The organism is Terrisporobacter muris (assembly GCF_024621905.1).
GTDB classification, from domain to species: domain Bacteria; phylum Bacillota; class Clostridia; order Peptostreptococcales; family Peptostreptococcaceae; genus Terrisporobacter; species Terrisporobacter muris.
The window spans coordinates 21,355-40,125 of record NZ_JANKBY010000003.1 but is presented as its reverse complement, the minus strand read 5'-3'; the positions used below and the strand labels follow the sequence as shown (position 1 = coordinate 40,125).

Below are 18,771 nucleotides of genomic sequence, written 5' to 3'. Positions count from 1 at the left end.
ATCATTTTTCTATACTATTTAAATTATTTCGTAAAATCAAAGAATTTTACTTTTTATTTTTTAAAGTTTTAAATGACTAATATTGACTTTATTATACATGAATACTACAATTATCTTAGTTAATTTAAATAATTAAATTTTAGATTAATTAATTTGTATTTACAATAGGGGGATTTATTAATGGATCAAATTAAATTACAAAGAATTATTACATCAATGAAGGAAAACGATATTCCTCAATTAATAGTAGCTGATCCAGCTTCTATATGCTATTTAACAGGACGTATGCTAAACTGTGGAGAAAGAATGCTTGCACTTTACCTTGATGTAGAAGGTAATCATAAATTCTTTATAGGTAAATTATTCCCACAATCTACTCCAATTGAAGGAGCTGAAATAGTTTACTTTGATGATACTGATGATTATGTAGGTATGTTAGCCAACTGTATGAGAGAAAATACTGTAGTTGGTATAGATAAAGTATGGCCAGCTAAGTTCTTATTGCCTTTAATGAGTAAATTAAATGCTACTAAATTTATTGATGGATCATTTATAGTAGATGATATACGTCAAATAAAAGATGAGAAAGAGCAAGAATTAATGAGAGCTGCATCTAAATTAAATGACAGTGTTATGGAAAGATTAATGCCACTTGTTAAAGATGGTTATACTGAATTAGAAATGGCAGATAAAATATTAGAAATGTACTTAGAAGGTGGGGCTTCTGGTCACTCTTTTGATCCAATAATAGGATATGGTGCTAATGCTGCTGATCCTCATCATGAATCAGATAACTCTAAAGGTAAGTTTGGAGATTCTGTTGTTCTTGACTTAGGTTGTGTAAAAGATGGATATTGTTCTGATATGACTAGAACAGTGTTTATTGGAGAAGTTTCTGAAAAAGGTAAAGAAGTATATGAAATAGTTAAAGAAGCTAACTTAAGAGGTATAGCTGCTTGTAAACCTGGAAACAGATTCTGTGATGTAGATAACGCTTGTCGTGACTACATAACAGAAAAGGGATATGGAGAGTACTTCACTCATAGAACTGGTCACTCTATAGGAATGGAATGCCATGAATTTGGTGATGTTTCTTCTGTAAATGAAGCTATTCTAAAACCAGGTATGGTATTCTCAGTTGAGCCAGGTGTATATTTACCAGGTGAAGTTGGAGTTAGAATAGAAGATTTAGTATTAATAACTGAAGATGGATGCGAAGTATTAAACAACGTAACTAAAGATTTAATTGTTATAAAATAAATATTATTTTGATGATATAAAAAATCGGAAGCCTAGGCCTCCGATTTTTTTATGCAAATTTTTAGTAACATGAATTCTTAAAACTAATCTTAATACTATTTTAATACTCCTCCCCTAAGTCTTAATACCTTTTTAAACTTTAGATTTTTATACTTAAGTTATAAAAAAAGGAGGTATGAGTAATGCAAATACTAATTTGGATAATTGGTTTAATTGCAACAATTTTATTAATTTACTACTTTGTAATTCTTATGGGAGGAGATAAACAATGACATCTACTATCTTACAATATTTTATTTATTTAGTAATTCTTGTAATACTTGCCATACCACTTGGTTCTTATATAGGCAAAGTAATGAATGGGGAAAAAGTATTTTTATCAAAACTTTTATCACCTTGTGAAAAATTCATTTATAAAATAATGAAAATTAAAGATGATGATGAAATGAACTGGAAAAAATATACTGTATGTGTTTTAGTATTCAACGGAATTGGTTTAATATTTCTTTTTCTACTTCAATTGTTTCAAGGTTATTTATTTGGTAATCCACAAAAAATTCCAGGAGTATCATGGGATTTATCTTTAAACACAGCAATAAGTTTTGTTACAAATACAAACTGGCAAGCCTACAGCGGTGAATCTGGATTAAGTTATTTAACTCAAGCTCTTGGTCTTACAGTTCAAAACTTTGTTTCTGCTGCAACAGGAATAGCCGTATTATTTGCTTTAATTCGTGGATTTATAAAAGTTAAGTCAAAAGGACTTGGTAGTTACTGGGTTGATATGACTAAAATAATACTTTATATATTAATACCTTTAAATGTAGTTATTTCTATTGGACTGGTATCTCAAGGCGTTGTTCAAAATTTCAAATCAGCTGAAACAGTTCAACTAATTGAACCTATTGCTGTAGATAATGAAGGTAATATTATTGAAAATGCAAAAATTGACTTAAAAACTAATACGGTATCTGTTAACAGAAAAATAGTTAAAGATGCTGAAGTCATAGACGAAGAAATTATTCCTCTTGGACCTGCTGCCAGTCAAGTAGCTATAAAACAAACTGGTACTAATGGTGGTGGTTTCTATGGTGTGAACTCAGCTCATCCTTTAGAAAACCCTACAATAATTTCTAATTTACTTGAAATGATTTCTCTTTTATTAATACCTACAGCTTTATGTTTTACATTTGGTAGAAATGTTAAAAACAAAAAGCAAGGTATTGCAATTTTTATGGCTATGTTTATAGTTCTTGTAATTGCTCTTGCAACTGTAGCTGTATGTGAACAAAATGCAACTCCTCAACTTGCACAAAATGGTGTTGTTGATACAACTACTATAAATCAATCCGGTGGAAATATGGAAGGTAAAGAATCTCGTTTTGGTATAGTTGCTTCTTCTACATGGGCTACATTTACTACTGCTGCTTCAAACGGTTCTGTAAACTCTATGCATGATAGTTATACTCCTATTGGTGGAATGGTAACCATGTTACTAATGCAACTTGGGGAAGTAATATTTGGTGGTGTTGGATGCGGATTATATGGAATGTTAGCATTTGCAATATTAACTGTATTTATTGCTGGTCTTATGGTTGGTAGAACACCTGAATTTTTAGGTAAAAAAATTGAACCTTATGAAATGAAATGGTCAGCACTTGTTTGTCTTGCTACTCCTATTGCTATATTAGTTGGTAGTGGAATTGCATCAGTATGGCCAACTATTACAGATAGTCTAAATAATTTGGGCTCTCATGGATTTTCCGAAATACTTTATGCTTATTCATCAGCAAGTGGAAATAATGGTTCTGCTTTTGCTGGATTTGGAGCTAATACAGTATTTTTAAATCTTACATTAGGATTATGCATGTTATTTGCAAGATTTATACCAATAATAGGTATCATGGCTATTGCAGGTAGCTTAGTTCAAAAGAAAAAAATTGCTACTACATCAGGAACATTATCTACTACTAATGCTATGTTTGTATTCTTATTAATTATGATTGTTTTATTAATTGGTGCTCTTAGTTTCTTCCCTGCTTTATCACTTGGACCAATTGCTGAATATTTCAGTTCAATCTTATAGGAGGTGCTTTTAATTGAATAATAATTCACAAGGTGCTCTTTATAGTAAAAGTATGATTAAAAGAGCTATAAAAGATTCATTTATAAAATTAAAACCAAAAACACAAAAAGAAAACCCTGTAATGTTACTTGTTTATATATCCGCCATATTAACTAGTTTACTTTGGATAATATCTTTATTTGGAATTAAAGACGCTTCATCTGGATATACCTTAGCCATAGCTATAATACTTTGGTTTACAGTTATATTTGCAAACTTTGCAGAAGCTATAGCTGAAGGTAGGGGCAAAGCTCAAGCTGATACTTTAAGAGCTAGTAAGCATGATGTAGATGCTTATAAAATTGTATCTTTAGATAAAAAAGATAAATTTACTGTAGTTCCATCTGCTACTTTAAAAAAGGGTGATCTTGTAATTGTTAAAGCTGACAACCAAATCCCTGCTGATGGTGAAGTTATTGAAGGTGCTGCCTCTGTTGATGAAAGTGCTATAACTGGTGAATCTGCACCAGTTATACGTGAAGCAGGAGGAGATAGAAGTGCAGTCACTGGAGGTACTACTGTAATATCAGACTGGATAATAGTAAAAGTTACTAGCGAAGAAGGTGAAAGCTTCCTTGATAAAATGATTGCCATGGTTGAAGGTGCTTCAAGAAATAAAACACCAAATGAAATAGCACTTGAAATATTCCTTGTTGCTCTTACAATAATATTTATTTTAGTAACTATGTCTCTTTATACTTACTCTGCTTTTAGTGCAAATCAATCAGGCATAAATAATCCAATATCCATCACTACATTGGTTGCTTTGCTTGTTTGCCTAGCTCCAACAACAATAGGTGCCCTACTTTCTGCTATTGGTATATCAGGTATGAGTAGATTAAACGCTTCCAATGTACTTGCAATGAGTGGCCGTGCTATAGAAGCAGCTGGAGATGTTGATATATTAATGCTTGATAAAACAGGAACTATTACTCTTGGTAATCGTCAGGCCAGTGAATTTATTCCTGTAGATAATACCGCACCTAAAGATTTGGCTGATGCTGCACAATTATCATCTTTAGCTGATGAAACTCCAGAAGGTAGAAGCATTGTAATTCTTGCAAAAGAACAATTTAATATAAGAGGTCGAGATCTTAATGATAAAAATATTAATTTCATTCCTTTCTCTGCTAAAACTCGTATGAGTGGCGTTGATTATAATGGAGATGAAATTCGTAAAGGTGCAGTAGATGCAATAAAAGACTATGTTTCTCAATTTGGCGGTGTATATAGTGATGAATGTGATGAAGTTGTAAGAAAAATATCTAATCAAGGTGGTACTCCTTTGATAGTTACTAAAAATTATAAAATACTTGGAGTAATACACTTAAAAGATGTTATAAAAAAAGGTGTAAAAGAAAAATTTGCAGACTTAAGAAAAATGGGTATTAAGACTATAATGATTACGGGAGATAACCCTCTTACTGCGGCTGCCATATCTGCTGAAGCTGGCGTTGATGACTTCCTTGCAGAAGCTACTCCAGAAGGGAAATTAGAATTAATCAGAGATTATCAAAGAAAAGGCCATTTAGTTGCCATGACTGGTGATGGAACAAACGATGCTCCAGCTCTTGCTCAAGCTGATGTCGCTGTTGCAATGAACTCTGGTACACAGGCTGCAAAAGAAGCTGGTAATATGGTTGATTTAGACTCATCACCTACAAAACTTATAGATATAGTTCGTATAGGTAAACAACTTTTGATGACTAGAGGTAGTCTTACTACATTCTCTATAGCAAACGATCTTGCAAAATACTTTGCCATAATACCTGCTCTATTTTTAGGATTATATCCTCAACTTTCTGCATTAAACATAATGAATCTTCATAGTCCACAAAGTGCTGTTTTATCAGCAATAATATACAACGCTTTAATAATTGTTGCTTTAATTCCACTTGCTTTAAAAGGTGTTAAATATCGTGAGGTATCTGCTGGTAAATTACTTTCTAAAAACTTATTAGTTTATGGTCTTGGTGGTATAATAGCTCCATTTATATTTATAAAAATTATAGATGTGTTATTGACTTCTCTTGGTCTTGCTTAATGATATTGTTATGATATATCAATTAACATAACTGATAATGAAAAATAGTTAGATATATTAATCTGGTTAGATAGTGTATCTTCTCTAGAATCATTCATAAGAGCAGTGAGAATCCCTTTTATTCCTGCTTTTATTATTTACTTAATCTCATAAGGAGGTATAAAAATGAAATCTATTTTTGCTAAAGGATTATCATCCTTTATAATTTTTACTATACTTTGCGGTGTGCTATATACAGGTTCTATAACATGTATTTCTCAAATCCTCTTCCCTTCCAAAGCAAATGGAAGCATTATTGAAGTTGATGGAAAAAAATACGGTTCACAATTAATAGCTCAACAATATACAGATGAAAAACATATGTGGGGACGTATAATGAATTTAGATACAGAAACATTTACAGATAAAGATGGTAATAAAGTAGTATACTCCACTCCATCTAACTTAAGCCCCGCTAGTGATGAATATAAAGAACTTGTAGCTCAAAGAGTTGATAAAATAAAATCTTCTCATGAATATAATAAAGATGAATCAATCCCTGTTGATTTAGTAACTTGTTCTGGTAGTGGATTAGATCCTGAAATTTCATTAGCTGCTGCAAAATATCAAGTTAAAAGACTTGCTACTAATAATAATATGACTGAATCAGAAGTTGAAAATATTATTGATAAATGTACTAACAAACCTGTTTTAGGAATACTTGGTGAAACTACAGTAAATGTATTAAAAGTTAATTTAATGATAGATAAAATACTTTTATAAATCAAAAAATCAAAAGCAAAGCTTATAAATATATTAGCTTTGCTTTTTGTAACTTTGATAATATAAATTTTACACAAATTTAATACAAATCTTTATATAATCTTTATACAATCATATAAAACTATAATACTTTCATAACACATGTTCTGCTAAACTTATATCAAATTCTGTTTTGAGGTGCTTATTATGATAGATAGACAAATAAACCCAGATAAAATATTAGAAAAAATAAATTATGAGGAAAATATTAAACAAAAAGGTCATCTTAAAATATTTTTTGGATATGCTGCTGGTGTTGGTAAAACTTATGCCATGTTAAAAGCTGCTCACAAAGCAAAAGAATCTGGCATTGATGTAGTTGTTGGATATGTTGAACCTCATGCAAGGCCAGAGACAAAAGAACTTTTAAATGATTTAGAAATTCTTCCAACCCTTACTATAAAATATAAAGAAATTAATTTAAATGAGTTCAATATTGATTTGGCAATAAAAAGAAATCCTACAATTATATTGGTAGATGAATTAGCTCATACAAATGCTGCTGGATGTCGTCATTTAAAAAGATATCAAGATGTAAACGAGCTTTTAAATTTAGGTATTAATGTTTACACTACTGTAAATGTTCAACATATAGAAAGTTTAAATGATATTGTATCTTCCATAACTAAAGTTATTGTTAGAGAAAGAATTCCCGACTATATCTTCGATAATGCCCATCAAGTAGAGCTTGTAGATATAGAGCCGGAAGAACTTATTAAAAGATTAAATGAAGGTAAGATTTATGCGTCAAATCAAGTAAAAAATGCCCTAATTAATTTTTTTAGTATTGAAAATTTAACAGCCCTTAGAGAAATTGCTTTAAGAAGAACTGCTGATAGAGTTAATAAGATTTCAGAAAAAGTAAAACAAAATGATAGTGCCAATTATTTTACTGACGAGAAAATCCTAGTTTGTCTTTCTTCTTCTCCTACTAATAGCAAAATTATCAGGAGAGCTGCTAGAATGGCTTCTGCTTTTAAAGGTGAATTTATTGGATTATTTGTTGAAACATCCGATGATGAAAATATGAGCGAAGAAAATAAAACTAGATTAAGAAATAATATTCATTTAGCAGAACAACTTGGTGCTAAGATAGAGACAGTTACAGGAGAAGATATTGCTTTTCAAATTGCTGAGTTTGCAAGACTTGCAGGCATATCTAAAGTAATACTTGGTAGAAGTAGTAGTAAGAAAAAATATTTTTGGGCCAAATCACCTTTGACTGAAAAACTTACTTCTTATGCTCCTAATTTAGATATTTATATTATCCCAGATACATCAACATTAAGTTATCCGTCAAATTCAAAACTTAATATTAAATCAAAATTAACTTTAAGAGATTTGGCTATATCTTTTTTTATTTTAACTTTAGCTACTATCATAAGTTTTATATTTTTTAACCTTGGATTTAGTGAATCAAATATTATTACTTTATATATCTTAGGCGTTTTAATTACAGCAATACTTACAGAAAATACCTTGCAAAGTATTCTCTCTGCACTTATAAGCGTTCTTGTATTCAATTTTTTCTTTACTGATCCAAGGTTCACTTTTAACTCTTATGATGCTGGTTATCCTGTAACATTTGTTATTATGTTTATCTCAGCTTTTTTAACAGGCTCTTTAGCTTCTAAAATAAAACGTCAAGCTAATCAATCTGCTTATACGGCTTATCGTACTAAGATTCTGCTTGAAACTAATCAACTTTTACAGCAAGAAGTGAAAAAAGAAGGGATCATAAAAGTTACAGCAATACAATTATCAAAGTTGTTAAATAAAAATATTATATTCTATAATTCAGAAAATAATCAATTATTAGAGCCTGTTATATTTTCACCTTCTGAATACACTTATGATACTTCTAGATTTGTTACATCTAATGAAAAAGCTGTAGCTCAGTGGGTATTCAAAAATAATAAACATGCTGGTGCAACTACAAATACCCTAGGTAATTCTAAATGTTTGTATTTAGCAATAAGAGTTAATAAAAGAGTTTACGGTGTAGTGGGTATCGCCTTAGAAAATGATTCTTTAGATGCTTTAGAAAATAATATTATGTTATCCATATTAGGTGAATGTGCTATTGCGTTAGAAAATAATTTTATACGTAAACAAAGAGAAGAAGCTGCTACTTTGGCAAAAAATGAGAAATTGAGAGCTAATTTACTACGTTCTATTTCTCACGATTTACGAACTCCCCTTACTAGCATATTTGGTAATTCAGAAATGTTATTAAAAGATAATGAAATTATTTCTAAAGAGAAAAAAATTCAACTTTATTCTGATATTCATGAAGACTCTTTATGGTTAATTAATTTAGTTGAAAATTTACTTGCTGCTACTAAAATTGAAGACGGTACTATGAGTCTAAATATAAAACCTGAACTTATGGAGGAAGTAATAGATGAAGCTCTTAGACATATAAAAAGAAAAAGTATTAATCATTTTATAAAAGTTACTACTTCAGATGAAATGCTTTTTGCAAAAATGGATTCAAAATTAATAATACAAGTAATAATAAATATTGTTGATAATGCACTTAAATATACACCAGATGACTCTCATATTAATATTAATACACAAAAATATGAAGACATGGTTCTAGTAGAAATTAGTGATGATGGTAATGGCTTATCTGACGAAGACAAGGAAAAAATCTTTGATATGTTTTATACTGTTAACAATAAAATTGTTGATAGCAAACGTAGTTTAGGATTAGGATTAGCCCTTTGTAAATCTATTATTTTAGCCCACGGTGGGGAAATAAACGTAAAAGATAATAAACCTTGTGGAACAACATTTTCATTTACATTACCATTAGAGGAGGTAAACTTATATGAATAAATCATTAATTTTAATAGTTGAAGATGATAAAGCAGTTAAAAATTTAATATCAACTACATTGGAAACACATAATTATAATTACCACACTGCTTCAAATGGCGAATCTGCCATATTGGATGCAACATCTAATAATCCAGATGTTGTTTTTCTTGATTTAGGACTTCCTGATATAGATGGTATCGATATTATAAAAAAAATTCGCTCTTGGTCTAACGTTCCTATTATTGTAATAAGCTCAAGAAGCGAAGATAAAGATAAGATAGATGCCTTAGATGCTGGTGCAGATGACTTTATTACCAAACCATTTTCTGTTGATGAACTTCTTGCAAGGCTAAGAGTTACTTTACGTAGGTTAAATAATGTACAATCTAATTCAAATTTAGAAAGTTCTCTTTTTAATAATGGTGACTTGAGTATAGACTACGCTAGTAGATGTGCTTATAAAAATAATGAAGAATTACATCTGACTCCTATTGAATATAAATTGCTTTGTTTACTTGCTAGAAATGTTGGAAAAGTTTTAACCCATACCTTTATGACAAAGGAAATTTGGGGAAATTCTTGGGACAGTTATGTTTCTTCTTTAAGAGTTTATATGGCTACTCTTCGAAAAAAAATTGAAAATGATACTTCTCATCCTCAATATATTCAAACACATGTAGGTGTTGGATATAGAATGATAAAAATTTAATAAATAAAAAGGTCAAAGCGCTTAAGCTTCGACCTTTTTATTTATATATTAATGTTATTTTGTGTGTCTACTTTAATTTATTTTTAATAGTTGCTTGTGCAGCTGCAAGTCTAGCTATCGGAACTCTATATGGTGAACAAGAAACATAGTTTAGTCCTGTTTCATAACAGAATTCAACTGATGCAGGATCTCCTCCATGTTCTCCGCATATTCCAAGCTTAATATTATCACCTTTTTCTTTTCTAGCTAGCGTTGATGCCATTTTTACTAATTTACCAACACCATTTTGATCTAATACTTGGAATGGATCTTTTTCTAGTATTTCTTCATCTACATATTGCCCTAAGAATTTTCCAGCATCATCTCTAGAGTATCCAAATGTCATTTGTGTTAAGTCATTTGTCCCAAATGAGAAGAAATCTGCTTCTCTTGCTATTTCATCAGCTATTAAACAAGCTCTAGGTATCTCTATCATTGTACCTACTGTATATTTTAAGTCTACATTACTTTCTTCTATTATTGAGTTTGCAGTTTCAGCTATAATATTTTTAACTACTCTAAATTCATTTAATGCACCTACTAAAGGTATCATTATTTCTGGTTCTACATTTAATCCTTCTTTTTTAACTTCAATAGCAGCATTTATTATAGCTTTAGTTTGCATTACAGCTATTTCTGGATAAGTCACTGCCAATCTACATCCTCTATGCCCAAGCATAGGGTTAAATTCAGCTAAATCAACTATTCTTTTTCTTATTTCGCTGGCATCTATATTCATATCTTTAGCAAGCTCTTCTATTGTTTCATCATCATGCGGTAAGAACTCGTGCAAAGGTGGATCTAATAATCTTATATTAACTGGTCTCTCACCCATAACCTTATATATATCAATAAAATCTTGTTTTTGCATAGGTAGTAGCTTATCTAAAGCTTCAACTCTATCTTCTACAGTATTTGATAATATCATCTTTCTAACAGCAGATATTCTATCTTCATCAAAGAACATATGCTCAGTTCTACAAAGTCCTATACCTTCTGCTCCAAAATCTACAGCTGCCTTTGAATCTCTTGGGTTATCTGCATTAGTTCTAACTTTCATATCTCTAATTTCATCAACCCAGTTCATTAACTTTTCAAAGTTACCTGTCATAGATACTTCTGTTTTAGCTACTTCTCCTAAATAAACAATACCTGTAGATCCATCTAGAGATATATAGTCTCCTTCTTTTAGTACTAAATCATCTTTTCTGACTTCCTTAGCAGCTTCATCAACTTTGATTTCACCACATCCAGCAACACAACATTTACCCATACCTCTTGCAACAACAGCAGCATGAGAAGTCATCCCCCCCCTTGCAGTAAGTATACCTTGTGAGCAAACCATTCCTTCTATATCTTCTGGAGATGTTTCTTGTCTTACAAGTATAACTTTCTCTCCATTTTTTGTAGCCTCTGCAGCATCTTCAGCTGTAAAATAAATTTTACCACTTCCAGCTCCTGGTGATGCTGGTAATCCTTTAGCTAAAATAGTTGCTTCTTTTAATGCTTTATCTTCAAACTTAGGATGTAATAATTGATCTAATTGCTTAGGTTCAACTCTCATTATAGCTTCTTCTTTAGTTATTAAACCTTCTTCTACTAAATCCACAGCCACATTTATTGCAGATGCTGCTGTTCTTTTACCATTTCTAGTTTGTAAAAAGAATAATCTACCTTTTTCTATAGTAAACTCGACATCTTGCATATCTTTATAATGATGTTCTAATGTTTTAACAGTATCTATAAATTGTTTATAAATTTCTGGCATTACTTCTTCAAGTGTAGCTATAGGCTCTGGAGTTCTTATACCTGCAACAACATCTTCACCTTGTGCATTTATTAAGTATTCCCCTAATAACTTATTTTCTCCTGTAGCAGGATCCCTTGTGAAAGCAACTCCTGTACCTGAAGTATCTCCCATATTACCAAATACCATTGATTGTATATTAACTGCTGTTCCTAAATCATTTGGAATATCATTTAGTCTACGATATATTATAGCTCTTGGATTATTCCAAGATCTAAATACAGCTTCTACAGCTAACATTAATTGTTTTTTGGGTTCTTGTGGGAAGTCTTCTCCAACTTCTTTTTTATATATTGCCTTATATTCTTCTACAATTGCTTTTAAATGTTCACATGTTAAATCTGTATCAAATTTGAAATTATTCTCTTTTTTATATCTATCTAGTACATTCTCAAATTTATATTTTTGAACTTCCATGGCAACATCAGAAAACATTTGAATAAATCTTCTGTAACTATCATACGCAAATCTCTCATTATCAGTTGCTTTAGCTAATGCCTTAACTGTATTATCGTTTAGTCCAAGATTTAATATAGTATCCATCATCCCTGGCATTGATATAACTGCACCAGAACGAACAGACACAAGAAGTGGATTTTCTTCACTTCCCAATTGCTTATTTAGGTCTTTTTCCAAAGATGATAATTTTTCTTCGATTTGGTTTATAATTTCTTGTTTTATTGTTTTGTTGTTTTCATAGTAATCGATACATGATTCAGTTGTTATTGTAAACCCTGGAGGCACTGGAAGCCCTATTTTAGTCATTTCAGCTAAATTAGCTCCTTTTCCTCCTAATAATGATTTCATTTCTTTACTGCCTTCATCAAAGCTATAAACGTATTTAACACTCATATCACGAATCCCCTTTAAAATATTTATTTATGCAAATCTTTAAAAGATTTTAATTAGCTGTGTGTATTTTTTTCTTTAAACCATTTTCTTTCATAATATCTAAAATTAGTCCAGCAGTCTCTTCTATTGCTTTATTGGCAACATTAATAACTGGACAAGATAATTTTTTCATTACTTTTTCAGAGTAATCTAACTCTTCTAAAATTCTATCTAATTTAGCGTAATTTGCACTACTTGATAATCCAAGGGCTTTAAGTCTCGCTTGTCTTATCTCATTAAGTTTTTCTGGTGTATTAGTAAGTCCTATTATTTTTTTAGGATTTACCTCATATACTTCCTTTGGTATTGGAATCTCTGGTACTAAAGGAATATTAGCTACTTTTATATTTCTATTTGCTAAGTACATACTAAGTGGAGTCTTTGAAGTTCTTGATATACCCACTAAAACTAAATCAGCTTTTAATACTCCTCTTGGATCTTTTCCATCGTCATACTTAACTGCGAATTCTATTGCTTCTATTCTTCTGAAGTACTCTTCATTCATCCTTCTGATTATACCAGGCTCTCTTTTTGGAGATTCACCTATTTTTTCTGTTAAAATATTTAATATTTGAGACATCAAATCTACACAGTGTAAATTTTCTTTTGAACAGAAATTTTCAACAATATCGCCTAAATTTTCACTTACTAAAGTATATACTATTATGGCATTTTCATTTTTAGCACTTTCTAATATTTCAAGAAGAACTTCCTTGCTAGATACATAGGGAAATCTTCTTACATCATAAGATTCTTCTTTTATATCAAATTGCGATATAGCTGCCTTAGCAACTTGTTGTGCAGTCTCCCCTATGGAATCGGATATTGCATATAATATAAAACTCTCCATATTCTCCTCCTTAATTGTCTACAATCTCTAAGAATAACTTTGTAATGTTTGTTTTTGATATTTTTCCTACTACCTTACTTTTATCATCTATATTTTCAACTACTGGAATAGAGTCGATTTCATGTTCTATAATTTTTTTAGCAACTACAATAACACTATCTTCTTTTTCTACTGTAATAATATTAGGAGTTCTAGTCATTATCATTCCTATAGGCATCTTATTCATATCTGCGCCACCTATAGTTGCTTTTAATAAATCTTTTCTCGAAACTATACCACATAAACTTTCATCATCATCTATGATAAAAATACTCCCCACATCTGATAAAAACATGTTTACTATTACTTCATATAAACTATCATCTTTTTTAGCTATTACAGGAATACTCATGATATCCTCGACCTTTTTATTTTTCATGTCGTTTCCTACTAAGTTAAGTTTATTTATTCCTGCATAGAAGTAACCTACCTTTGGTCTTGCATCTAATATCCCCGTCATTGTTAGAATAGCTAAATCTGATCTTAATGTAGCACGAGTAACATTTAACATAGAAGCAATTTGTTCACTTGTTATAGGTTCATTTTCTTTTACTATTTCTATTATCTTTTGTTGTCTTTGATTTAGTTGAATGACAATCACCTTCTTTCAATATGCTATACTTTTTATCCGTTACACCTTATATAGTATATTATATATCTATATATGCTATTGTGTAAATAGGTTTTTTCATTATTTATGATATATTTTTTATTATTTCTATGGATTATACACTTAGTTTTTACTGTAGCATTAATATTAATACATACTATATTAATTTATGCATAGTATTTGTGTCGTACTAAATATTCCCAGTCAAAAACGCCTTCCTTTATTTTGTGTTCAAAAGGAAGGCCATGATTTTTATAAAGTTGTTTATTTATAAACTATCTTAGATAAATCACAAATTGTAAGCATTGTACTATAAATTTGTTTTAATATTCCAAGTCTATTTTCTTTTATTGCTTCATCTTTATCCATTACCATTACATTATCAAATAAATTATCAACTAATGGTTTTAATGTTGCAAAAGCATCTAAAGCTTCATTATATTTCTTATCATCTAATAAACTTTCCACATTTGATTTTATTTCTTTGAAGCTATTATATAATTTAATTTCTGCATCTTCTTTTAACAATTCTTCTTTGACTATATCAGTAGTTGCCTTCTCTGCTAAAGTAGAAACTCTGTTGAACGCAGTTAACATTTCAACTAGTTCATCTTTTTGAAGCCATCTATTTAATTCAAGGGCTCTTGTATGTATATCCGATATATCATCTAAATTATTATTTAATACTGCGTCGATAACATCGTATCTTATTCCTAAATCTTTAAATAAATTTTTAACTCTTTCAACAAAGAATTCAACTATTTGAGAAGCGACTTCTTCTTTATTAAATTCTAAGTTAGAGTAATTATCTAATGCTGCATTTATTAAGTTATTTAGGTTAACAGATAATTTTTTATCCAATAATATAGAAAGTATTCCTAAAGCTTGACGTCTTAGGGCATAAGGGTCTTGAGAGCCTGATGGTTTTATTCCTATCGCGAAGAATCCTGCTATGGAATCTAGTTTATCTGCTATAGATAAAGCTATACCTGTATCAGTCTCAGGTAATATATCTCCTGCAAATCTTGGTAGATAATGCTCAAATATACCTTGGCATACTTCTTCATTTTCTCCACTTACTTTTGCATAATCTCTTCCCATTATACCTTGAAGCTCAGTAAACTCAAATACCATATTAGTTACAAGGTCAGCCTTACAAAGTTTTGCTGCTCTTGAAGTATTTGTAGCACTTTCACTCATATTTAATTCATCAAGTATAACTTGTGATAATTTTTCTATTCTTAAAGTTTTATCGTAAACTGTACCAAGTTTAGCTTGGAATACAACTGTATGTAATTTATCAACAAAGCTTTCTAAAGGCTTTTTAGTATCTTCATTATAGAAGAATAAAGCATCAGCAAGTCTAGCTCTTAATACTTTTTCATTACCAGCTTTAACTAAGTCTATTCTATTAGAATCACCATTTCTAACAGCTATAAAGTTTGGTAATAGCTTTCCATCTTTTAATACTGGGAAGTATCTTTGATGTTCTTTCATAGGCGTAGTTACAACTTCTTTTGGTAACTTAACATATTCTTCATCAAACTCTCCATAAAAAGCAGTTGGATATTCTACTAAGAATGTTATTTCTTCTAGTAAATCATCATCAAACTCAACTTCTCCACCTAAAGACTTAGCTACTTCTATAGCTTGCTCTTTTATCATTTCTTTTCTCTTATGTTGATCTAATATAACAAAATTCTTTTCTAACTTTTCAAAATAATCTTCTATTGAGTTTACTTCAAATTCTTTTTCCCCTAAGAATCTATGACCTTTAGTCATATTAGAAGATTTTACACCTTCTAAATCTACGTCTAGTACTTCATTGTTTAATAAAGTAACCATCCATCTTATCGGTCTAGCAAATCTCATGTTTTTACCACCCCAACGCATAGCCTTAGGGAATGTTACATTTTTAATTGCTTCCGGAATTATGTCTTTTAATACTTCTTTAGTATCTTTTCCTTCTTGCTTAATTGTACCAAATAAGTATTCACCATTACCTACTTGCTTAAAGTATACATTCTCAGAATCTAATCCTTTACTTTTCATAAATCCAAGAGCAGGTTTTGTGAAGTTTCCTTCAGCGTCTACTGCTATTTTCTTAGCAGGTCCTTTAACTTCTTCTTCTAAGTCACTTGCTTTATCAGCTAAGTCAGCTATAACAAAAGTTAATCTTCTTGGTGTTGCATATTTTTTTATTTCTTTAAAGCTTACTCTTTCTTCTTTAAGTAGTTTACTTAAATTATTTTCTATTTGATCTAATGTAGTTTGTCCAAATCTTGATGGTAATTCTTCTACCCCAATCTCTAATAAAAGGTAATTATTCATTATTTGTCACCTTCCTTTAACAGTGGATATCCCATTTCTTCTCTTTGTTTAACATAAAGTTCAGCTACAGCTTTTGCCATATTTCTAACTCTACCTATAAATGAAGCTCTTTGACTAACACCTATAGCTCCTCTAGCATCTAATGTATTAAAAGTATGAGAACATTTTAGTACATAGTCATAAGCTGGAACTACAAGACCTCTGTCTATTATTCTTAATGCTTCTTTTTCATATGTATCAAATAAATTAAATAACATATCTGCATCGCATTCATCAAATGAATATGTACTATTCTCAAATTCAGCTTGCTTAAATACGTCACCATAAGTTATGTTATCATTCCATTTCAAATCGTAAACACTATCTACATCTTGGATATACATTGCAAGCCTTTCTAAACCGTAAGTTATTTCTCCAGTTTCTAATTCACATTCTATACCACCAACTTGTTGGAAATACGTAAATTGAGTAACTTCCATACCATCTAACCATACTTCCCATCCAAGTCCCCAAGCTCCAACTGTAGTTGATTCCCAGTTATCTTCAACAAATCTTATATCATGTTCTAATGGATTAATTCCTATAGCTTCTAAACTCTTTAAGTATAATTCTTGTATGTTTTCTGGAGATGGTTTTAGAATAACTTGGAATTGGTGATGTTGATATAATCTATTTGGATTTTCTCCATATCTACCATCTGCAGGTCTTCTTGATGGCTCTACATAACAAACACTCCATGGTTCTGGACCTAATGATCTTAAGATAGTGTTAGGGTTCATTGTTCCTGCACCTTTTTCTACATCATAAGGTTGCATCATGATACATCCTTGCTTAGACCAGTAACTTTGAAGTGCTAGTATCATATCTTGAAAATTCATATTAATACCTCCTAAATTTAATTTCTTAACTATTTATAGCAATAAGGCCTTCCGTATCCACGAAAGGCCTTTTAATACTTCGTTTATATTTGTAAGAATAACAAAACATAAAAAATTTGTCAATAAACTAGCTCATTATTTGTTATTCTTCATCCTTTTTTTCTCTGTAGTCGTTTTTATTAAGGTCAATTATAACTTCGTCATTATTTGATTCATTTTTATCTTCTGTGTTTTTATTTTTCTTATCAACAGCTTGCTTTACATCTTTAGCAGCAGAGCTTACCATATCTTTAATTATAGTTAACTTTTCTTCGCTAAATTCTCCTAAATCAACTGTTGTGCCTTCATCTTCATTTTCAATTTTTATTCTATATTTTGCAAGTACTGATGCTGATAAACCTATGAGTGATAATATTGGTGCAAATACTACTCCTACAACTCCAACAGTAATAGGTACATTAATTATAACTTTTCCATTTTTTTCAACAACTATACGTACTACATTGCTTTTTCTTATAAGTTCTGTAATTTCTTCTTTCATTTTATCTGAATCTTTTCCAAATACATCTTCAAAGGTTTTTTTATCTTTCTTTTCTCCTGCGCCTGTAGAATTATCTTGTAATAAAATTATAGCATCAACCACATCTCCATCACATTTGAGAAGAGCTTCTTTTACCTGAGCATAAGTTGCGTCTGGCACTCTCTCCATCACCTGATCAATGGACTCTATAGTTATTTTACTCATTTATTCCACTCCCTTTTTATTTAGACTTTTTAAAACATTTAGTGATTTTTCATTTATATTTCCTAGATATTCATTCATGTAGATATTTAAAATCTTATTTAGCTCATTTATTAGATATTTAGATACCTTTGCTTTTGAGCATGAAAGTATATCATTTTTTAATATATAATCCATAAGTTTTGTCGTAGTTACATTCATATTTAGGTTGTGGTCGAAATTATCACTACATTTTTCACATAATATTCCACCTTCATATATATTAAATACTGGACTTTTAAAATCACTATTATAGCAACTTACACATTTATTAACAATTGGTTTAAATCCTATATAATCTAAGAATTTAAGTTCAAAGCATAAACTCACATATTCCATATCTATATCCTCTTCACAAAATAAATAAAGAGATTGAGCAAGCAATATAAAGAGTCTATTATTAGATTGATTATCAACAATAAAGTTATCTATTAATTTTAGTATATGAGTTGCATAAGAAAAAGCCTCAAAATTATAAGATAAGTTATAAAAACTTTTTATAATTTCACTTTGGGTTACTCTATACATATTTCCTTCTTTTTTTAATGTAAAATTAGAGTATGCAAATGTTTGTGAAGAAGATAATAAAGAACTTTTACTTTTCTTAGCTCCTCTAGCTATTGCCGCTATTTTTCCCAGTTTCCTAGTATATATAGTTAGTATTAGGTCATTTTCTTTATAGGTAACTGATTTAAGTACTATACCCTGGGTGTTTAATATTACCATTACTTATCTCCCTTTTATTCTTTCTTTTTAAGTAAGGCTTTATGATTATTAATA

At 30.1% G+C, this 18,771-nt stretch carries 13 protein-coding genes; 6 read left to right on the top strand and 7 right to left on the bottom strand.

The annotated features are described in order from the left end of the window. Positions 1-180: 180 nt before the first annotated feature. The 6 genes from NSA58_RS00545 to NSA58_RS00520 all read left to right on the top strand — a co-directional run bounded on the left by NSA58_RS00545 (position 181) and on the right by NSA58_RS00520 (position 9,765). A complete protein-coding gene (locus NSA58_RS00545; RefSeq protein ID WP_039680617.1) occupies positions 181-1,260 on the top strand; it encodes a M24 family metallopeptidase in 1,080 nt (359 codons plus the stop codon). Positions 1,261-1,528: 268 nt separating this feature from the next. Next, on the top strand, positions 1,529-3,346 hold the full coding sequence (gene kdpA / locus NSA58_RS00540; RefSeq protein ID WP_074429124.1) for a potassium-transporting ATPase subunit KdpA: 1,818 nt from the start codon (positions 1,529-1,531) through the stop codon (positions 3,344-3,346). A 13-nt stretch (positions 3,347-3,359) separates the two neighbouring features. Continuing rightward, positions 3,360-5,429, top strand: coding sequence for a potassium-transporting ATPase subunit KdpB (gene kdpB / locus NSA58_RS00535; RefSeq protein ID WP_074429123.1), 2,070 nt, complete (start codon positions 3,360-3,362; stop codon positions 5,427-5,429). A gap of 165 nt (positions 5,430-5,594) precedes the next feature. Further along, positions 5,595-6,191 (top strand): K(+)-transporting ATPase subunit C, encoded by a 597-nt coding sequence (gene kdpC / locus NSA58_RS00530; protein ID WP_079764677.1) that lies wholly within the window; start codon positions 5,595-5,597, stop codon positions 6,189-6,191. 186 nt (positions 6,192-6,377) lie between these two features. Next, entirely contained in the window at positions 6,378-9,074 is a 2,697-nt protein-coding gene (locus tag NSA58_RS00525; RefSeq protein WP_074429121.1) for a sensor histidine kinase, read from the top strand. Then, positions 9,067-9,765 carry a response regulator gene (locus tag NSA58_RS00520; protein ID WP_074079684.1) on the top strand — a complete coding sequence of 233 codons (699 nt, stop codon included), beginning with the start codon at positions 9,067-9,069 and terminating at the stop codon, positions 9,763-9,765. Before NSA58_RS00525 ends, NSA58_RS00520 begins: the two co-directional genes overlap by 8 nt. Before the next feature lie 67 nt (positions 9,766-9,832). On the opposite strand, the gene ppdK is transcribed toward NSA58_RS00520, so the two are convergent. The 7 genes from ppdK to recO all read right to left on the bottom strand — a co-directional run bounded on the left by ppdK (position 9,833) and on the right by recO (position 18,717). Then, the gene (gene ppdK, locus NSA58_RS00515) at positions 9,833-12,463 is read right to left on the bottom strand and encodes a pyruvate, phosphate dikinase (RefSeq protein WP_039680611.1); all 2,631 of its coding nucleotides are present in this window, start codon (positions 12,461-12,463) and stop codon (positions 9,833-9,835) included. A gap of 49 nt (positions 12,464-12,512) precedes the next feature. Continuing rightward, positions 12,513-13,352 (bottom strand): pyruvate, water dikinase regulatory protein, encoded by an 840-nt coding sequence (locus NSA58_RS00510; protein WP_039680610.1) that lies wholly within the window; start codon positions 13,350-13,352, stop codon positions 12,513-12,515. Positions 13,353-13,362: 10 nt separating this feature from the next. Beyond that, positions 13,363-13,992 carry a helix-turn-helix transcriptional regulator gene (locus tag NSA58_RS00505; RefSeq protein WP_039680609.1) on the bottom strand — a complete coding sequence of 210 codons (630 nt, stop codon included), beginning with the start codon at positions 13,990-13,992 and terminating at the stop codon, positions 13,363-13,365. Between the two features lie 273 nt (positions 13,993-14,265). Beyond that, complete coding sequence (gene glyS / locus NSA58_RS00500) at positions 14,266-16,332, bottom strand: glycine--tRNA ligase subunit beta (RefSeq protein WP_074429120.1); 2,067 nt, start codon at positions 16,330-16,332, stop codon at positions 14,266-14,268. Further along, the gene (gene glyQ / locus NSA58_RS00495) at positions 16,332-17,210 is read right to left on the bottom strand and encodes a glycine--tRNA ligase subunit alpha (protein WP_039680607.1); all 879 of its coding nucleotides are present in this window, start codon (positions 17,208-17,210) and stop codon (positions 16,332-16,334) included. Before glyQ ends, glyS begins: the two co-directional genes overlap by 1 nt. A 142-nt stretch (positions 17,211-17,352) precedes the next feature. Beyond that, positions 17,353-17,955 (bottom strand): DUF4342 domain-containing protein, encoded by a 603-nt coding sequence (locus NSA58_RS00490; protein WP_039680606.1) that lies wholly within the window; start codon positions 17,953-17,955, stop codon positions 17,353-17,355. Beyond that, the gene (gene recO, locus NSA58_RS00485) at positions 17,956-18,717 is read right to left on the bottom strand and encodes a DNA repair protein RecO (protein ID WP_039680605.1); all 762 of its coding nucleotides are present in this window, start codon (positions 18,715-18,717) and stop codon (positions 17,956-17,958) included. Positions 18,718-18,771 lie beyond the last annotated feature (54 nt).

What these genes read in the sequence shown, in the direction of transcription:
- glyQ (WP_039680607.1), bottom strand. Translation starts at nt 17,210, where the DNA reads ATGAATTTTCAAGATATGATACTAGCACTTCAAAGTTACTGGTCTAAG.
- NSA58_RS00510 (WP_039680610.1), bottom strand. Translation starts at nt 13,352, where the DNA reads ATGGAGAGTTTTATATTATATGCAATATCCGATTCCATAGGGGAGACT.
- NSA58_RS00520 (WP_074079684.1), top strand. Translation starts at nt 9,067, where the DNA reads ATGAATAAATCATTAATTTTAATAGTTGAAGATGATAAAGCAGTTAAA.
- NSA58_RS00525 (WP_074429121.1), top strand. Translation starts at nt 6,378, where the DNA reads ATGATAGATAGACAAATAAACCCAGATAAAATATTAGAAAAAATAAAT.
- ppdK (WP_039680611.1), bottom strand. Translation starts at nt 12,463, where the DNA reads ATGAGTGTTAAATACGTTTATAGCTTTGATGAAGGCAGTAAAGAAATG.
- glyS (WP_074429120.1), bottom strand. Translation starts at nt 16,332, where the DNA reads ATGAATAATTACCTTTTATTAGAGATTGGGGTAGAAGAATTACCATCA.
- recO (WP_039680605.1), bottom strand. Translation starts at nt 18,717, where the DNA reads ATGGTAATATTAAACACCCAGGGTATAGTACTTAAATCAGTTACCTAT.
- kdpC (WP_079764677.1), top strand. Translation starts at nt 5,595, where the DNA reads ATGAAATCTATTTTTGCTAAAGGATTATCATCCTTTATAATTTTTACT.
- kdpA (WP_074429124.1), top strand. Translation starts at nt 1,529, where the DNA reads ATGACATCTACTATCTTACAATATTTTATTTATTTAGTAATTCTTGTA.
- NSA58_RS00545 (WP_039680617.1), top strand. Translation starts at nt 181, where the DNA reads ATGGATCAAATTAAATTACAAAGAATTATTACATCAATGAAGGAAAAC.
- NSA58_RS00490 (WP_039680606.1), bottom strand. Translation starts at nt 17,955, where the DNA reads ATGAGTAAAATAACTATAGAGTCCATTGATCAGGTGATGGAGAGAGTG.